Source organism: Sphaerisporangium rubeum (assembly GCF_014207705.1).
Lineage (GTDB): Bacteria > Actinomycetota > Actinomycetes > Streptosporangiales > Streptosporangiaceae > Sphaerisporangium > Sphaerisporangium rubeum.
In genome coordinates this window covers 3,049,198-3,064,439 of sequence record NZ_JACHIU010000001.1, presented here as the reverse complement: position 1 = coordinate 3,064,439, position 15,242 = coordinate 3,049,198, and the positions used below count along the sequence as shown (strand labels likewise).

Annotated in this window: 15 protein-coding genes; 8 read left to right on the top strand and 7 right to left on the bottom strand. The window is 71.1% G+C overall.

Features of this window, described 5'->3' with window-relative positions:
* The first annotated feature begins 29 nt into the window (after positions 1–29).
* Positions 30–1,802, top strand: a complete 1,773-nt coding sequence (locus tag BJ992_RS13095) for a 5'-nucleotidase C-terminal domain-containing protein (protein WP_184980793.1) — start codon at positions 30–32, stop codon at positions 1,800–1,802.
* 60 nt (positions 1,803–1,862) lie between these two features.
* Here the strand turns inward: BJ992_RS13095 and BJ992_RS13090 are convergent, their stop codons facing one another.
* On the bottom strand, positions 1,863–2,558 hold the full coding sequence (locus BJ992_RS13090) for a sulfotransferase family protein (protein WP_184980791.1): 696 nt from the start codon (positions 2,556–2,558) through the stop codon (positions 1,863–1,865).
* A 148-nt stretch (positions 2,559–2,706) separates the two neighbouring features.
* Between BJ992_RS13090 and BJ992_RS13085 the strand changes: the two genes are divergently transcribed.
* The gene (locus BJ992_RS13085) at positions 2,707–3,078 is read left to right on the top strand and encodes an STAS domain-containing protein (RefSeq protein ID WP_184980789.1); all 372 of its coding nucleotides are present in this window, start codon (positions 2,707–2,709) and stop codon (positions 3,076–3,078) included.
* Between the two features lie 122 nt (positions 3,079–3,200).
* Here BJ992_RS13085 and BJ992_RS13080 read toward each other — a convergent pair whose 3' ends face one another.
* Both BJ992_RS13080 and BJ992_RS13075 read right to left on the bottom strand, forming a co-directional pair.
* Positions 3,201–4,760 carry a cryptochrome/photolyase family protein gene (locus BJ992_RS13080; protein ID WP_184980787.1) on the bottom strand — a complete coding sequence of 520 codons (1,560 nt, stop codon included), beginning with the start codon at positions 4,758–4,760 and terminating at the stop codon, positions 3,201–3,203.
* Positions 4,761–4,894: 134 nt separating this feature from the next.
* Entirely contained in the window at positions 4,895–5,332 is a 438-nt protein-coding gene (locus BJ992_RS13075) for a VOC family protein (RefSeq protein WP_184980785.1), read from the bottom strand.
* Between the two features lie 197 nt (positions 5,333–5,529).
* Here BJ992_RS13075 and BJ992_RS13070 point away from each other — a divergent pair, with 197 nt between their 5' ends.
* Positions 5,530–6,495 carry a WYL domain-containing protein gene (locus BJ992_RS13070; protein WP_184980782.1) on the top strand — a complete coding sequence of 322 codons (966 nt, stop codon included), beginning with the start codon at positions 5,530–5,532 and terminating at the stop codon, positions 6,493–6,495.
* A gap of 192 nt (positions 6,496–6,687) precedes the next feature.
* On the top strand, positions 6,688–7,095 hold the full coding sequence (locus tag BJ992_RS13065) for a peptidase inhibitor family I36 protein (protein WP_184980780.1): 408 nt from the start codon (positions 6,688–6,690) through the stop codon (positions 7,093–7,095).
* A 107-nt stretch (positions 7,096–7,202) separates the two neighbouring features.
* Here BJ992_RS13065 and BJ992_RS13060 read toward each other — a convergent pair whose 3' ends face one another.
* The gene (locus BJ992_RS13060) at positions 7,203–9,086 is read right to left on the bottom strand and encodes an ABC transporter ATP-binding protein (protein WP_184980778.1); all 1,884 of its coding nucleotides are present in this window, start codon (positions 9,084–9,086) and stop codon (positions 7,203–7,205) included.
* 331 nt (positions 9,087–9,417) lie between these two features.
* On the opposite strand from BJ992_RS13060, the gene BJ992_RS33765 reads away from it, so the two are divergent.
* Positions 9,418–9,549: a hypothetical protein gene (locus tag BJ992_RS33765; protein WP_281390352.1), complete on the top strand. Its 132-nt coding sequence runs from the start codon at positions 9,418–9,420 to the stop codon at positions 9,547–9,549.
* Between the two features lie 147 nt (positions 9,550–9,696).
* Here BJ992_RS33765 and BJ992_RS13055 read toward each other — a convergent pair whose 3' ends face one another.
* Positions 9,697–11,526, bottom strand: a complete 1,830-nt coding sequence (locus BJ992_RS13055) for a DUF1996 domain-containing protein (protein ID WP_184980776.1) — start codon at positions 11,524–11,526, stop codon at positions 9,697–9,699.
* A gap of 270 nt (positions 11,527–11,796) precedes the next feature.
* Here BJ992_RS13055 and BJ992_RS13050 point away from each other — a divergent pair, with 270 nt between their 5' ends.
* Together BJ992_RS13050 and BJ992_RS13045 are read left to right on the top strand one after the other, a co-directional pair.
* Entirely contained in the window at positions 11,797–12,309 is a 513-nt protein-coding gene (locus BJ992_RS13050; RefSeq protein ID WP_184980774.1) for a hypothetical protein, read from the top strand.
* Positions 12,306–13,010, top strand: coding sequence for a hypothetical protein (locus tag BJ992_RS13045; RefSeq protein ID WP_184980771.1), 705 nt, complete (start codon positions 12,306–12,308; stop codon positions 13,008–13,010). The genes BJ992_RS13050 and BJ992_RS13045 overlap by 4 nt, the downstream gene beginning before the upstream one ends.
* A 9-nt stretch (positions 13,011–13,019) precedes the next feature.
* On the opposite strand, the gene BJ992_RS13040 is transcribed toward BJ992_RS13045, so the two are convergent.
* Together BJ992_RS13040 and BJ992_RS13035 are read right to left on the bottom strand one after the other, a co-directional pair.
* On the bottom strand, positions 13,020–13,217 hold the full coding sequence (locus tag BJ992_RS13040; RefSeq protein WP_184980769.1) for a ferredoxin: 198 nt from the start codon (positions 13,215–13,217) through the stop codon (positions 13,020–13,022).
* A gap of 20 nt (positions 13,218–13,237) precedes the next feature.
* Positions 13,238–14,437: a cytochrome P450 gene (locus BJ992_RS13035; RefSeq protein ID WP_184980767.1), complete on the bottom strand. Its 1,200-nt coding sequence runs from the start codon at positions 14,435–14,437 to the stop codon at positions 13,238–13,240.
* A gap of 124 nt (positions 14,438–14,561) precedes the next feature.
* On the opposite strand from BJ992_RS13035, the gene BJ992_RS13030 reads away from it, so the two are divergent.
* Complete coding sequence (locus tag BJ992_RS13030) at positions 14,562–15,191, top strand: TetR/AcrR family transcriptional regulator (RefSeq protein WP_184980765.1); 630 nt, start codon at positions 14,562–14,564, stop codon at positions 15,189–15,191.
* Positions 15,192–15,242 lie beyond the last annotated feature (51 nt).

Sequence of the window (15,242 nt, the reverse complement as noted above, 5' to 3'; positions counted from 1 at the left end):
GTAATCTTCGCTGAGTAATGTCGCCGGTCATGAGTTCCAGAACCCGGCGCGCACTCATCGCCGGCGCGTTCGCCGTCGCCCTCGGCACGCTCGCGCCTTACGCCGCCACCGCCGCCACACCCCCCGGCCACTCCGTCAAGATCACCGTGATGGCGAGTTCCGACATCCACGGGAACGCACTCAACTGGGACTACTTCAAGAACGCCGAGTACGACGACAGCGCGCACAACGACGTCGGCCTCGCCAAGGTGTCCACGCTCGTCAACCAGATCAGAGCGGACCGCGGCGCGGGCCGCACCCTGCTGTTCGACTCCGGCGACACCATCCAGGGCACGCCGCTCGACTACTACTACGCCAAGGTCGAGCCCATCACCGAGACCGGCCGCACCCACCCGATGGCCAAGGCCATGAACGCCATCGGGTACGACGCGGTGACCCTCGGCAACCACGAGTTCAACTACGGCCTGCCGCTGCTCGCCACGTGGATCAAGCAGATGAAGGCGCCGGTCCTCGGCGCCAACGCCGTGTCCGCGAAGACGGGGCTCCCCGCGTACCTGCCGTTCATCATCAAGACGATGAACGTCAAAGGTGAGAAGCCGGTCAAGGTCGGCGTGCTCGGTCTCACCAACCCCGGCGTCGCGATCTGGGACAAGGCCAATGTCGAAGGCAAACTCAAGTTCCTCGACCTGGTGGCCACCGCCAAGAAGTGGGTGCCGGTGATCCGCGCGCTCGGCGCGGACGTCGTGCTCGTCACCGCGCACGCCGGCGACAACGGCATGTCGTCGTACGGCTCGGAGCTGCCGGTCGAGAACGCGTCCGCCATGGTGGCCGAGCAGGTCCCCGGCGTCGACGCGGTGCTGTTCGGCCACGCGCACAACGACGTGCCGCAGCGCTTCGTCACCAACAAGGTCACCGGCGAGCAGGTGCTGCTCACCGAGCCGGGCCGGTGGGGGCAGCGGCTGTCGGTCGTGGACTTCACCCTGGCCAAGGAACGCGGCAAGTGGAAGGTGACCGGCAAGTCGTCGGCCACGCTGAACACCAACACCGCCGCCGAGGACCCGAGGATCGTGCGCCTGATGAAGGAACAGCACGACGCGACCGTGGGGTACGTCAACCAGGTCGTCGCGCAGTCCAAGGAGCAGTTGTCCGCCGCGGAGTCGCCGTACAAGGACACCCCGATCCTCGACTACATCCACAAGGTCCAGACCGACCTGGTCACCAGGGCCCTCGCCGGCACCCCCGACGCGGACCTCCCCGTGCTGTCCATCGCCGCGCCGTTCAGCCGCACCGCCGTCTTCCCGGCGGGCCCGGTGAGCGTCCGCGACATGGCCGGCCTGTACGTCTACGACAACACGCTGCTGGCGGTACGGCTCACCGGCGCGCAGCTCAAGGACTACCTGGAGTACTCCGCCAAGTACTTCAACCAGCTCGCCCCCGGCGCACCCGTGGACCTCGCCGGCCTCACCAACGCCGCGGGGACCCCCGACTACAACTACGACCAGCTCTCCGGCGTCACCTACGACCTCGACATCAGCGAGCCCGTCGGTCAGCGCGTCAAGTCCCTGTCCTACCAGGGCTCCCCCGTCACGCCTGACCAGCGGTTCGTCGTGGCCATCAACAACTACCGCCAGTCCGGCGGCGGCGGCTTCCCCCACGTGGCGACGGCCCCGGTCGTCTACAACGCTCAGGTGGAGATCCGCCAGGCCCTCATCGAGTACGCCACCGCGACCGGCGTCATCGACCCGGCCACCTTCGCCGACCCCAACTGGCGCCTCACCCGCGCCGGCGTCCCCGTCTTCTAGGACCCGTCCGGAACGTCCGTCCCGGCGCGGGCCGCCGGGACGGACGCACGCCGCTCCACCTCAGCCGGCCAGCCTTCCGGAACGGTGCCAGACGGCCCGGCGCCGGAAGGCCTCGGCGAGGTGGCCGAAGTTCTCCCGGTCGTTCAGGCGGGGGAACGGCTCGTCGGGTACTGGTGTGCCGAGGAACCGGCACAGTGGATCCCAGCCCTGCGACACCTCGTACACCAGGAGGCGGTCCGCGGGGATGGCCGCGCGCACCTCGCGGACGTGCTCGGTGAAGGCCTCGATGAGCCGTTCCCTGTCAGGCGGGCCGCCGCCGAACGACCTGGCGACGACCGCGCGGCCGGTCATCCGGTCGAAGGCGTCCAGGTCCGAGTGGCGCCACCGGCTCACCACCGCGGCGAGCCGGCCGAGCGGCGTGTGCGGCGGATCCATCCTCTTGAGGATCGTGGCCGCCATGCTCTCGTACCACTGCGCGGGGTCGCGCACCGTGAGCAGGACCTTCGCGCCGGGGTAGTACGCGGCGAGCTCACGCCAGTACGCGCACGCCGGCCAGTCGACGGTGGCCTCGTAGCCGCCGAGCACCGCGCCGAAGTCGGCCGAGCGGCCCTCGGCGATGTCCAGCCACTTGTAGATGTCCGCCGGGTGGGTCAGCACCTCGGCCATGTGGTAGCACGGCGTCAGGCCGAGTCGTTCCAGTGCGGTCTTGAGAGATAGTGTGCCTGTACGGCCGAATCCCGCGCCGATGACCCGCATGAAGCCCTCCCCCTGTCGAAATCCGCACGTCCGCCGCCGCTGAACCACGTTGTGTCCGGCGCGGCACGCCGCGCCGGGTTGTGCCGCCACCACCTGGGGGGCCACACTGGCGGTAGGAGGGGGTCTCCGCCACCCCCTGGAGGTGCCTATGCCCTTGACCGTGCGCCGCGAGCGCCTGGAGCCGTTCACCGTCATCACCATGGTCGGCGAGCTCGACGCGAACGGCCTCGCCAACCTGGGGGAAAGCGTCGACGCCGCGCTCGGCCACCGGTCCCCGAGGTTGCTGTTCGACCTGTCGCAACTGAGTTTCCTTGACTCCAGCGGGCTGCGGCTGCTGGTCCGCGCCTGCGCGCAGGCCACCCGCCACGGCGGCAGCTGCGCGTTGTGCAGCCTGCGTCCGGCGCCACGCACCATCATGGACGTCACCGGTCTCGGCTCCGTCTTCGACATCTACCCCAGCATGGCCGCCGCACTGGCCGGCGGCCCCGCGGAAAGCCGCGCCTCCCGCCGTATTCCCTGAGCGCGAAGCCGCGTCTCCCGCCGCGTTCCCTGAGCGCGAAGCCGCGCCTACCGCCGTATTCACTGAGCCCCTCACGCCGGCTCCATGAAAAGCCCGGCCTCCCGCCTCCGTCGCCGAGGCGCTCATGGCGGCTCACCCCCGCGGCCCGCCTCCCTCGCGCAGACCTCGTCCAGGTCGTCCAGCCGTCGCATGCCGTGCACGGCGCGCGCCATGCGCGCGTTGCGGCCGAGCCGTTCGGCGTTGCGCGCGACGAACCACCAGTAGCCCGCCGTGAAGGGGCACGCGTCGGCGCCGGTGCGCCGCGACGGCTTGTACCGGCACGGCCGGCAGAAGTCGCTCATCCTGTCGATGTACGCGCCACCCGCCGCGTACGGCTTGGTGGCGAGCAGTCCTCCGTCGGCGTGCTGCGACATCCCGACGACGTTCGGCAGCATCACCCAGTCGTACCCGTCGACGAAGCACCGGTGGAACCAGCCGGTCAGTTCCGCCGGGTCGAACCCCCGCTGCAAGGCGTAGTTGCCGAGCACCATCAGCCGCACGATGTGGTGGGTGAACCCGGTGTCCCGCACCTGCCGCAGGGCCCACGACAGGCACCGCGCCTCGACCGCGCCGGCGTCCAGTGCGGCGAACCACTCCGGCAGCGGCGCGCGCGCCGCGAGGCGGTTGAGCTCCCGGTAGTGGTCCCCGAAGTGCCAGTACAGGTGCCACATGTAGTCCCGCCAGCCGATGAGCTGCCGGATGTACCCCTCCGCGCCGGCCAGTGGCACCCGGCCCTCCCGGTACGCCGCCTCCGCGGCGCGCACGCACTCCATGGGGTCGAGCAGCCCGAGGTTCATGGCCGCCGACAACATGCTGTGCGCCATCTCCGGGTCCTCGCTCAGCATCGCGTCCTGGTACGGCCCGAACACCGGCAGCCGGTCCTCGACGAAGACACGCAACGCCTGGAGCGCCTCGTCCCGCGTGGCCGGGAACCTCCGTGGCCCGTCACGGCCCACGAACGCGACCTCCCCGTCGCGTTCCCACCGATCGAGATCGTGCCGCACCCGCTCGTCGATCTCGTCCTCCTCGGCCCGCCACGCCGGCGGCACCGGCACCCCGTCACGCGGCGGCGGACACCGGTTCTCGCTGTCGAAGTTCCACCGTCCCCCGGCAGGCCCGTCCCCCGCCATCAGCACGTCGAGCCTGCGCCGCGCCGATCGATAGAAATCCTCCATCACCAACCCCCGCCGCCCCACCCCCCGCACGTCCTTCGCCTCGTCCGCCTCGCTCTCCAGCCGGCCCAGTACGACGTCCGCTCCGTCCTCGGGTTCCCCCCGGCTCCTGACCCACGCCGCGAACTCCTCCTGCGTGGACGCGAACCCCCGCGCCGCCAGCACCTCCACATCGGGCCGACCCCGCACGAACCTCAGCGCCGCGTGACTGGTGGGGTGACACACCGAGACCCGCTCCCCCACCTCGTCCAGCGCCGCGCCGTACCCCTCCGCCTGAACGAACCGAACCCGCTCCCCGAGTTCCGCGGCCCGGTGCCTGAGTGCCGACAGCACCAGATGCGCCTTCTGCCGGTGGAACCGCCTGCGCCGCAGCACCCCACGCGCCTCGACCAGCAGCACCTCCTGCTCCCCCGAGTCCAGGAAGTGCGGCCCGAGCTGATCGGCGAACACCCACCGCCGTCCGTCCCCCACCTCTCCATGCTCATACAGCCCCTTCCCCTCTTCACCCCGAGGGGGTACCACCGTCACCGGATGGCCGTGACCGAAGCCGACAGCAGCGCCACCCTGAGAAAAGGTGACCCCGCCGTCGGCTCCCCGCACCTCGGTCAGTCGAGGCAGAATTCGTTGCCCTCCGGGTCGGTCATGATGATGTGGCCGCCGGCGAGCGGAGGTTCGGGCTCGTGGCGCTCCACCCGCTTGGCCCCGTGGGAGACGAGCCGTACGGCCTCCTCCTCCAGCGCCGCCATCCGGTCGTCGCCGGTCAGACCCGGTGCGGCGCGCACGTCGAGGTGCACGCGGTTCTTGACCTGCTTTCCTTCCGGCACTCGCTGGAAGAACAGCCGCGGCCCCGAGCCCTCCGGGTCCACCACCGCCGAAGCGGCGTTCCAGCGTTCCGGCGGCACCCCCATCGCCTCCAGGGCCTGCTCCCATGACGCGAAACCCGGCGGCGGGTCCTGAATGCGATAGCCGAGCGCCACGGCCCAGAACTCGGCGAGGCCGGCCGGGTCGGCGCAGTCGAAGGTGATCTGGACGTCGCGGGCCATGTCAGTTCCCCTTCCTGTCGCACGGCTCGGATTCACCGTGCCACGCCTCGCCTCGGCGGACGCGGCTCCGTGGCCACTCGGACCGGTGCGGTATGTGCTGCTCGCGGAGCGAAGCGCTCCGTGTCTGGTCGATCATGCGGTCAGTCTGCCCCCGATAGCGGACAGTTTCGGTCCGTGATGCGTGGGACGATCGAAGCGTGACCGCCGAGTCCACGACCGAACGGGTGCTGCGGCTGCTGAGCCTGTTGCAGCGCCGCGCGTCCTGGACCGCGGCCGAGCTCGCCGCCGAGCTGGAGGTCACCGGCCGTTCGGTGCGCCGGGACGTGGAACGGCTGCGCGCGCTCGGCTACCCCGTGAACGCCACGGCCGGCGTAGGCGGCGGTTACCGGCTCGGCGCCGGCACCCGGCTGCCGCCGCTGCTTCTCGACGACGAGGAGGCGATCGCCACCGCGGTGTCGCTGCGGCTGGCCGCCGGTGGCACGGTCGCCGGCGCCGGCGAGGCGGCCCTGCGCGCGCTCGCCAAGCTCGACCAGGTCATGCCACCCCGGCTGCGCGCCGAGACCCGTGCCGTGTTCGGCGCCACCGAGACCCTGGACCGTCCCGGCGCCGAGATCGACCCCGACCTGCTGGTGACACTGGCCCGTGCCTGCCGTGACACCGTGCGGATCCGCTTCCGCTACCCCGGCCGCGACGGCGTGCCGCACGAGCGCACCGCCGAACCGGTGCGCATGGTCTCCACCGGCCGCCGGTGGTACCTGATGGCCTGGGACACCGCACGCGACGACTGGCGCACCTTCCGCCTGGACCGCATGCACGACGTGGAACCCACCACCTGGCGCTTCCCGCCGAGACATCACCCCGATCCGGCGGCCTACGTGCAGCGGTCCGTGACCGAGACGCCGTACCGGTACCTGGCCCGCGTCCGCCTGCGCGCCACCGCGGCCGAGGTACGTGACCTGGTGCCACCCCGGGTGGGCCGCGTCGAGGAGGACGACGACGGCTGGTGCCTGCTCACCGTAGGCGGCGACGACCTGAACTGGCTGGCCGCACACGTGGCCCGCCTGGGCTTCGACGCACGGATCCTGGATCCCCCGGAGCTGCGCGAGGCCGTCACCGCGCTGGCCCGCCGCCTCACGGAGATGACCGGACCGGCAGGACCGTGACAGGACCGGGCAGCCCACCATGGATCCACCTCACCGGCGTCTCCGTCCACCGGTGGCTTGAGCCCTTGGCCGTCGCCGTCCTCGAGGTGACGCCGCTCGGACAAGGGTCCGGCACCGGTTGACCGCCTCAGCCCGGGTTGCGAATCTCGACAGCAGATCTCGCCGGTGAACCCCCTCGATCGGAGAACAGAGATGAGAGTCGGAGCAGGGAAGAAGCTCGTCGCCGTGCTCGCCTTGGGCCTCGCGATGGTCGTCGCGACCCCGGCGCAACCGGCCTCGGCGGCCGCGTACAACTGTTTCCTCAGTCAGAACCTGTGTCTCTTCTGGGGTACCTTCAACCAGGGCAGCTACGTCTACTTCGCTCCCGGCGTCAACGACGCCAACCTGAACGACAACACCTTCACGCAGAGCGGCTCCGGCCAGGGCCAGGCGGTGGGGAACAACACCCGCAGCGCCTCCAACTACAACTCCTCCCACGCCGTCGTCCTGTGCACAGGTGTCAACTACAGCGGGATCTGCCGCATCCTCGCCGCCTCCGACGACTGGAACCTCCCGAGCGACCTCGCGAGGAACGTCGAGTCGTTCTACTGGGTCGCCTGACGCGCGCTGACCCGCCGGACCACGCTGGGAAGGAGCGCGGCACGGCGGGTCAGGGGTTTCGCGGGACGGCCGGAGCCGGCGGAGCGGTGCCAGGGGGAAGGTGCGGGTCAGACGGCGGGTTCGGGGGTGCGGGAGTGGTCGAACTGGGTGCGGTGGAGTTGTTCGTAGCGGCCTTCGGCGGCGAGGAGGTCGGTGTGGGTGCCCTGTTCGACCACGCGGCCGTCCTCGATGACGAGGATCTGGTCGGCGGAGCGGATGGTGCTCAGGCGGTGGGCGATGACCAGTGCGGTGCGGCCTTCGAGGGCTTCGGCCAGGGCTTCCTGGACGGCGGCCTCGGAGGTGGAGTCGAGGTGTGCGGTGGCCTCGTCGAGGATGACGACGCGGGGACGGGCCAGCAGGAGACGTGCGATGGTGAGGCGCTGGCGCTCGCCGCCGGACAGGCGGTAGCCGCGTTCGCCGACGATGGTGTCGAGGCCGTCGGGAAGTGAGCGGATGAGGTCGTCGAGGCGCGCGCGGGTGAGCGCGTCCCACAGATCGTCCTCGGTGGCCTCGGGAGCGCCGAGCAGAAGGTTGGCGCGGACGGACTCGTGGAACAGGTGGCCGTCCTGGGTGACCATGCCGACGGTCTCGCGGACGCTGTCGGCGGTGAGGTCCCTGATGTCGACGCCGCCGAGGCGCACCGCGCCGCTGTCGACGTCGTAGAGGCGGACGGCGAGTTGCGCGAGGGTGGACTTGCCGGCCCCGGAGGAGCCGACCAGTGCGATCATCTGGCCGGGCTCGGCGTGGAAGGAGACGTCGTGGACGACCTCGGCGCCGCCGCGGGTGTCCAGGGTCGCGACCTCCTCAAGGGAGGCGAGGGAGACCTTGTCGGCCGAGGGGTAGGCGAAGCGGACGTGCTCGAAGGTCAGTGACACCGGGCCCTCGGGTGCGCGGCGTGCGCCGGGACGGTCGGTGATGAGGGGCTTGAGGTCGAGGACCTCGAAGACCCGCTCGAAGCTGACCAGAGCGCTCATCACCTCGACGCGCGCGCCGGCGAGCGAGGTCAGCGGCGCGTACAGACGGGTGAGCAGCAGCGCGAGGGCCACGACGTTGCCGGGTTCGAGCTGGCCGCGCAGGGAGTAGAAGCCGCCGAGGCCGTACACCAGCGCGAGCGCGAGCGCGGAGACCAGGGTGAGCGCGGTGACGAACACCGACTGGACCATGGCGGTGCGCACCCCGATGTCGGCGACCCGCCTGGCCCGCGCGGCGAACTCGGCGGACTCGCGCGCGGGACGGCCGAACAGCTTGATGAGGGTGGCGCCAGGCGCGGAGAACCGCTCGGTCATCTGTGTGCCCATGCGCGCGTTGTGGTCGGCCGCCTCACGCTCCATGCGCGCGAGCCGCGCACCCATGCGCCGTGCCGGCAGCACGAACACCGGCAGGAGCAGCAGCGCGAGCAGGGTGATCTGCCAGGACAGGCTGACCATGACGAAGACCGTGAGCGCGAGCGTCACGACGTTGCCGACGACGCCGGACAGGATGTTGCTGAACGTGTGGTGCGCGCCGATCACGTCGTTGTTGAGCCGGCTGACGAGCGCGCCGGTGCGGGTGCGGGTGAAGAACGCGACCGGCATGCGCTGCACGTGGTCGAACACCGAGGTGCGCAGGTCGAGGATCAGCCCCTCGCCGATGCGCGCCGACAGCCACCGCGACACCAGGCCGAGCCCCGCGTCGGCCAGCGCGAGCACGGCGATGATCACGGCGAGCCACACCACGACCGGCAGCTCGGCGCCGCGCACGATGGCGTCGACCACCCGGCCCGCCACCACGGGTGTCGCGACCGCGAGGACGGCGCCGGCGACGCTGAGGAGCACGAACCATGTCAGCATGGTGCGGTGGGGCCGCGCGAACCCGGCGATCCGCCGTAACGTGGCCATGGAGAACGGCCTTTTGTCCTGTTGTGCGTGCATCGCGTTGTACAGCGAATGCCACGCGGTCACTTCCATGTCCATCCCGCGAACCCCCGGGCCATCGACAGCGCCGGGACCTCCGGCACAGCTCCACACAGTAGGCGCCGGGTACGACATTTTCGGCCCGGCACAGCCGACCCTAAGACCTTAACAATGGTTGAGGTCAAGGCGGCCGAATGCGCCTCCGGCCAGGAGCCCGGTTTGCCGGAACGCAGACCGGAGGTTTGCCCTCCTCCGGGTGACCCGCGGCGGATGTCGTGTTTAGTGTGGTTCCGTATCGCGCCGTACTGGCGCATCCCGGGAAGCCATTGCGACGCTCCGTACGCCCCGGGCGACCGGCCCGAGGCGGTCCTCGAAAGCACGGAGTGATCCCATGCTCAGACGACTCACCGCACTCGGCATCCTTCTCACCGCCGCCATGGTCGCCGCCTCCGCGCCGAACCTCTTCTTCGGCGACGATGACGACGACTGGGACGACGACGACTGGGACGACGACTACGACTAGCGCGCACACACGCCGCCGGGACCCGTGACACACGGGTCCCGGCGCGCACACGGCGGCACCCCGCGAGACGGTTCTCGCGGGGTGCCGCGTTGGGGATGTCACCTCCCTTCAGGCGTGGTCAGGCGGTCGCGCCGCGCGCGTGGCCGGTCAGCCGCAGCGCCTGCCGGTGTTGATGCAGTTCACCGCCTTGTTCATGAGGTCGTCGGACATGACGTTGATGAAGTCGCCGTGGTCGGTCACCGGCTTGTGGAGCTGCTCGGGGAAGCTGTCGAGCGCGATGCCGGGGCCCGGCGGCACGTTGTAGGTGATGCGCTGCTCCAGCGCGGGGATCGCCTTGAAGCCCTCGGGGCAGCTGCCGTCCGCCGCGGCGAAGGTCACGTGCGTGCGGTGGTTGGCGCTGTCGATGTTGCTGCCGTCCCAGCAGCTCTGGAACTGCAGCAGGCGCACGATCTGGCTGCCGCGCGGGCAGATCGGGTACTTGTCGCGCAACTGGCGGTTCTCGAAGCCGGTGCAGGTCCAGCGCGCGTTGGCGTTGGTGGTGCCGTTGGTGAACGACTTGGCGTCACCGGTGATGATGCGCAGGAAGCGCGGCATGGCGACCACCTTGCTGACCGGGTTGCCGCGCAGGGTCAGTGTCACCGACGCCGGCCGCACGATCTGGCCGATGTTGCCGTCGAGGCCGCCGCCGGGCTTGTCGGCGTCGGGGCCCTGGCGGTTCTGCAGGCGGAGCACCGGCCAGTAGTGCGTGGACTTGTCGCCGTTGCTGCAGGTCGTGCCGGCGGCGGCGAGGCTCTCGTTGGTGGAGAAGCCGCTTGAGTCGAGGTTGCCGACGTAGTCGTGCACGTGGTGCGCGCCGTTGGTCACACCGGGGGCCACGATGACGTTGTCGCTGTTGTGGTGGCCGTTCTCGTTGCGTCCGCAGTTGGAGACGAACGTGCCGCGTGAGCCGTTCTGCTGCACGGCGGGCCGGTTCACGTTCGGCTGGACGCGGCGGATGTCGACGAAGTCGTCAGGGGACGGCCCGGTGGCGCCGCCGGTCGCGGTCGGGGACGGCGAGGCCGAGCCGGTGGGGCTCGCGGACGGGCTCGCGGACGGGTCGCCGGTCGGCGGCGCGGTCGGGTCGCCGGTGCCGGTGGGGTTCGGTGTGGGGTTCTGGCCGCCTCCGCCGGCGTCGCCGAGCGAGCAGTTCGCGAGTCCCTGCAGGTTGCCGGTGCGTACGCCGGCGCGGCGCAGGTTCAGGGTGATGCGGTTGAGGACGACGGCCCTCGCGAGTCGCAGCGGGGTCAGGACCGCGGCGCGTACCTGGTTGGAGTTGGCCCTGGCGCCGAGCCTGCTGAGGCGCTGGTTGGCCTGCGCGATCTGGCGGTCGAGGACGTCGAGGTCACGCTGCACGGCCCGCTGCGCTCCGGCGGGGACCTCCGGCAGCCGGTCGGCCACCGAGGGACAGGCGACCGTGCGGGCCGCACCGCCGTTCCCCGCGTTGCCGCCGTCGCCGTTCCCGGCGTTGCCGCCGTTGCCGCCGCCGGCGGAGGACGTGGGGGACGCCGTGGGCTCGGCGGTCGGCTGCGCGGAGGCGGTGGGTGAGGCAGGCGAGCTCGGGTTCTGGCCGCTCGCCGAGCCGGTGCGGACCGAGCAGGCCGCGAGGTCGCGCAGGTTGGAGCCGGGTTGCTGACCGGCACGTCCGAAGGCGATCGTGATGCGGTCCAGGGTCGCGCGGCGCTTGTCCTGCAGCGGGGAGAGGATCGCGTTCCGGATGAACGACGAGTCCCGCGCGCGGTTGTCGGCCAGGCGGCGGTTCGCCTCGGCGATCTGCGTGTCCAGCAGGGCCAGGTTCCGCTGCACCTCGGCGGACACGGCGGCCGGCACGTCGCCGAGCTGGTCGGCGACCGAGGGACAGTCGACGGCCTTGGCTCCACCCGCGGTGACGACACGCGAGGCGGCGGCGGGAGCGGCCGACAAGGACAGGTCCGCGCTCATCGGCCGCCCGGCCGGGGTAAGGCTCGCCAGGACCAGACTGAGGCCGGCCCCACCCAGAGCGATGCTCAGGACGGGCCTGAACCGCCGTCTGTGCTGGATTCGGATCATTCGAACTCCTCCCGGAGTCAGTTCTCAGGGCGGCGTGGTTGGTGCCCCGTCGGCGAGAGGTACGGCGCCTGCGGCGGTTCGGTTCGACGAGATCGCGGAAATCTCTCGGATTCATCACAGATCCCTGGTTTCCCATCTCTCCCAGAACTCTCGCGAAATCAGGTGAACCGTGCGGACGCGCGCGCCGTACCCGGTGGCGGTGACCTCGTGAAGGCACGGATGGGAGAACTGACCATGGGAAGCCTCGGCCTCACCACGAACGCGGGACGAGCGGCCGCGCTGACCGGCGCGGTACTCGCGCTCGGACTGCTCACCGGTTGCGGCGGCGGTGACGTCCCGAGCACGCCGGCCGCCGCGGGCCAGGCGGCCGCCCCCGTCAACCCCGGGCCGCCGGCGACGCTCAAGCAGCTCGCCAACCGCACCGGCTGCAAGAAGCCCGAGGTGCAGACCGACGCCGACGAGCTGCGTCAGGGGGTCTGCAAGACCGGCAAGGGCCAGTACACGGTGACGACGTTCTCCACCGACGACGGCAAGCAGCAGTGGCTGGACGAGGCCAGGAAGTGGGGTGGCTCCTACCTGGTCGGCACCCGCTGGGTCATCGCGGGCAACGACACCGGCCTGCTGCAGACCTTCAGTGAGAAGGTCGGCGGCAACCTGGTCACCGCCGCACCATGACGTCCCCGCACAGGACCGCTTCCCGGCCGGAGAGCGACGGGACCCCGCCTGGTGCGGCGTCCCGTGCGGCCGTGGAGCCCGCCTCCGTGCGGGGTGCCGTGACCACCGGGTCCCCGGAGAAGGTGAAAGCCATTGCTCCGGCGACCGCACCCCCCGGGGACCCCGGCATCACGGACGATCCGGCGCCGCCGAAGGACGCTCTCCCCTCGGCGGCCCCCGAGCCGCCCGCGCAGGCGGTCCTCCACCCGCCTGCGCGGGCCGTCCCCCGCCGCCGAGGCGTGCGGGCCGGCCTGCTGAGCCTGGCCGCCGCGGCGGCCCTCGCCGCGACCCTGCTGTTCACCGGTTTCGGCGCCTCCCGCGGCCCCGCGGGTGGCCCCGCGACGCTGGAGGACCTCGCCGCGCGCACCGGCTGCGCGAGGCCCAGCCTGCAGGTGGACGCCGCCGAACTGCGTCAGGGCATGTGCGCGACCCCGCAGGGCCGGTACTCCATCACGACCTTCGCCACCGACCAGGGCCGGGACCAGTGGCTCGCCGACGCCGTGGACTACGGCGGCGCCTACCTGGTCGGCACCCGCTGGATCCTCGTCGGCAACACCCAGCAGATGCTGGAGCACTTCAGGGCCCAGCTCGGCGGCACCATCCGCCTCGGCGGCCACCAGGGCCCCGGCGGCGACCCGGCCATGTCCGGCCACGCGGGGTGAGTGACGCTCTCAGTGCTCCTCGATCGACAGCGCGCCTGACGGACAGGACCGGACGGCGCGGCGCGCGGCGGGCTGTACGGCGGGAGGCGGGGCCGGATCGAGGACGACGACGGTGCCGTCGTCCTCGTCCTGGTCGAACAGCGCCGGAGCGGTGAGCACGCACATGCCGGCGCCGACGCAGCGCGACGTGTCGGCCGTGATTCGCATGAGGGCCGGTGCTCCTTTCGTTACCAGGTGACGGGGAGCGCGTGGACGCCGTAGACGGCCATCTTGGAGCGGAAGGAGACCTGGTCGGGGGGGACCGCCAGGCGCAGGCCGGGGAAGCGGCGGAACAGGGCCGGGTAGGCGATGCGCATCTCTATGCGGGCCAGTTGCTGGCCGAGGCACTGATGGATGCCGTGGCCGAAGGTGACGTGGCCGAGCGCGTCGCGGGTGATGTCGAGGGTGCCGGGGTCGCCGAAGCGCGCGGGGTCACGGTTGGCCGAGGCCAGGGACAGGGCGACGTTCTGGCCGGCCTTGATGGGACGGCCCTCCAGCTCCAGGTCCTCCAGAGCGGCGCGGACCGGGCCGACGTGCACGATGGTGAGGAAGCGCAGCAGTTCCTCGACGGCGGTGTCGATCAGGCCGGGGTTCTCGCGGAGCGCGGCGAGCTGGTCGGGGTGGCGCAGCAGGGTGTAGGTGCCGAGCGCCAGCATGTTGGCGGTGGTCTCGTGGCCGGCGATCAGCAGGAGGACGGAGACGCCGGTGATCTCCTCGGCCGTCAGCCCGCCGCCGGCGATCAGTCCGCTGATCAGGCCGTCGCCGGGGTCGCCTGAGTCGTCGTGCTTGCGGACCACCAGGTCGGTGAGGTAGTCGGTCAGGTCGTCCAGGGCCGCGCGGACCTGCTCGGGGGTGGAGTCGAAGCTGAGCAGCGTGCGTGAGTCACGCTGGAACCGGTCGTGGTCGGCGTACGGGACGCCGAGCAGCTCGCAGATGACCAGCGACGGGATGGGGAGCGCGAAGTCCTTCACCAGGTCGGCGGGTGCGCCGCCGCTCTCCATGGCGTCCAGGCGGTCGACAGTGATCTTCTCGATGCGGGGTTCGAGCTGCTTCATGCGGCGCACGGTGAACTGCCCGGTGAGCAGCTTGCGGAAGCGGGTGTGCTCCGGCGGGTCGAGGCGGAGGAAGAACCCAGGCAGTATCCGGCGTGCCTCCTGGATCAGCCGCCGCCCCACCGGCAGGTGCAGCAGATCCGCTCGTGTGCTGAACCGGGGGTCGGCCAGGACGGCGCGTACCGCCGAATGGCTCACCGCGAGCCAGCCGGCGTGGCCGTCGCCGAACACCATGGGCCGCACCGGGTCCTCTTCGCGCCAGCGGCCGAACTCCGGCGGCGGGTCGAGCGGGTTCTCCCGGGTCATCGGGTACGTGACGGGCTCAGGGTGGGTCATGACGCGCTCCTTGACATGGACGGTTTTCCTGTCCGGGCTTCGTTCCTGACCTCTCCCACGAAACAGTACCGGCTTTGAAATTGCAATGGATGAAAAAAAGCATGCGATGCAGTAAAGTTCCGGCATGGCCGAGCACCAGCCGTCCGGACTGAGAGAACGCAAGAAGCTGCGCACCCGCCGCCGGCTGTGCGAGGCCGCACTGCGCCTGTTCCACGTCAAGGGGTACGACGAAACCACCGTCGCCGAGATCGCGGCCGAGGCCGACGTCTCCCCGCGCACGTTCTTCAGCTACTTCGCCAGCAAGGAGGACGTGGTCTTCCACGACACCCGTGACCGTGCCGAGCGCGCGCTCACGGTGATCGCGTCGCGCGGGCCGGGTGAGCCGCTCGCCGCACTGCTGACCCGGGTGGCGGACGAGATCCTCACCCTGGACGACGACGACCTGCTGTTGCGCATGATCCCCGGCCGCGGCGGCATCGTCATGAGTGTCCCCGCGTTGCAGGCACGCGCGCTGCATCTGCTGTTCGAGTTCCAGCGCGAGCTGGCCGGCGGGCTGCACGAGGTGTTCCGCGGCGAGCTCGATGACGTCGAGGCGGCCACGGCCATCGGCGCGTTCGTCGGCGGCGCCAAGATGGCGGCCACCGCCGTGATGGACCGCGGCGGCTCACCGGAGGAGATCGCCGCGGCGGCCCGCCGCGGCGCCGAACTGGCGATACGCGGCCTGTACACCTTGGACCCCGAGGACTCGCCATAAAAGGGTAGCGAAGCTGGCTACCTCTTCTTCATCCTGGGCTTAATAGGTCTG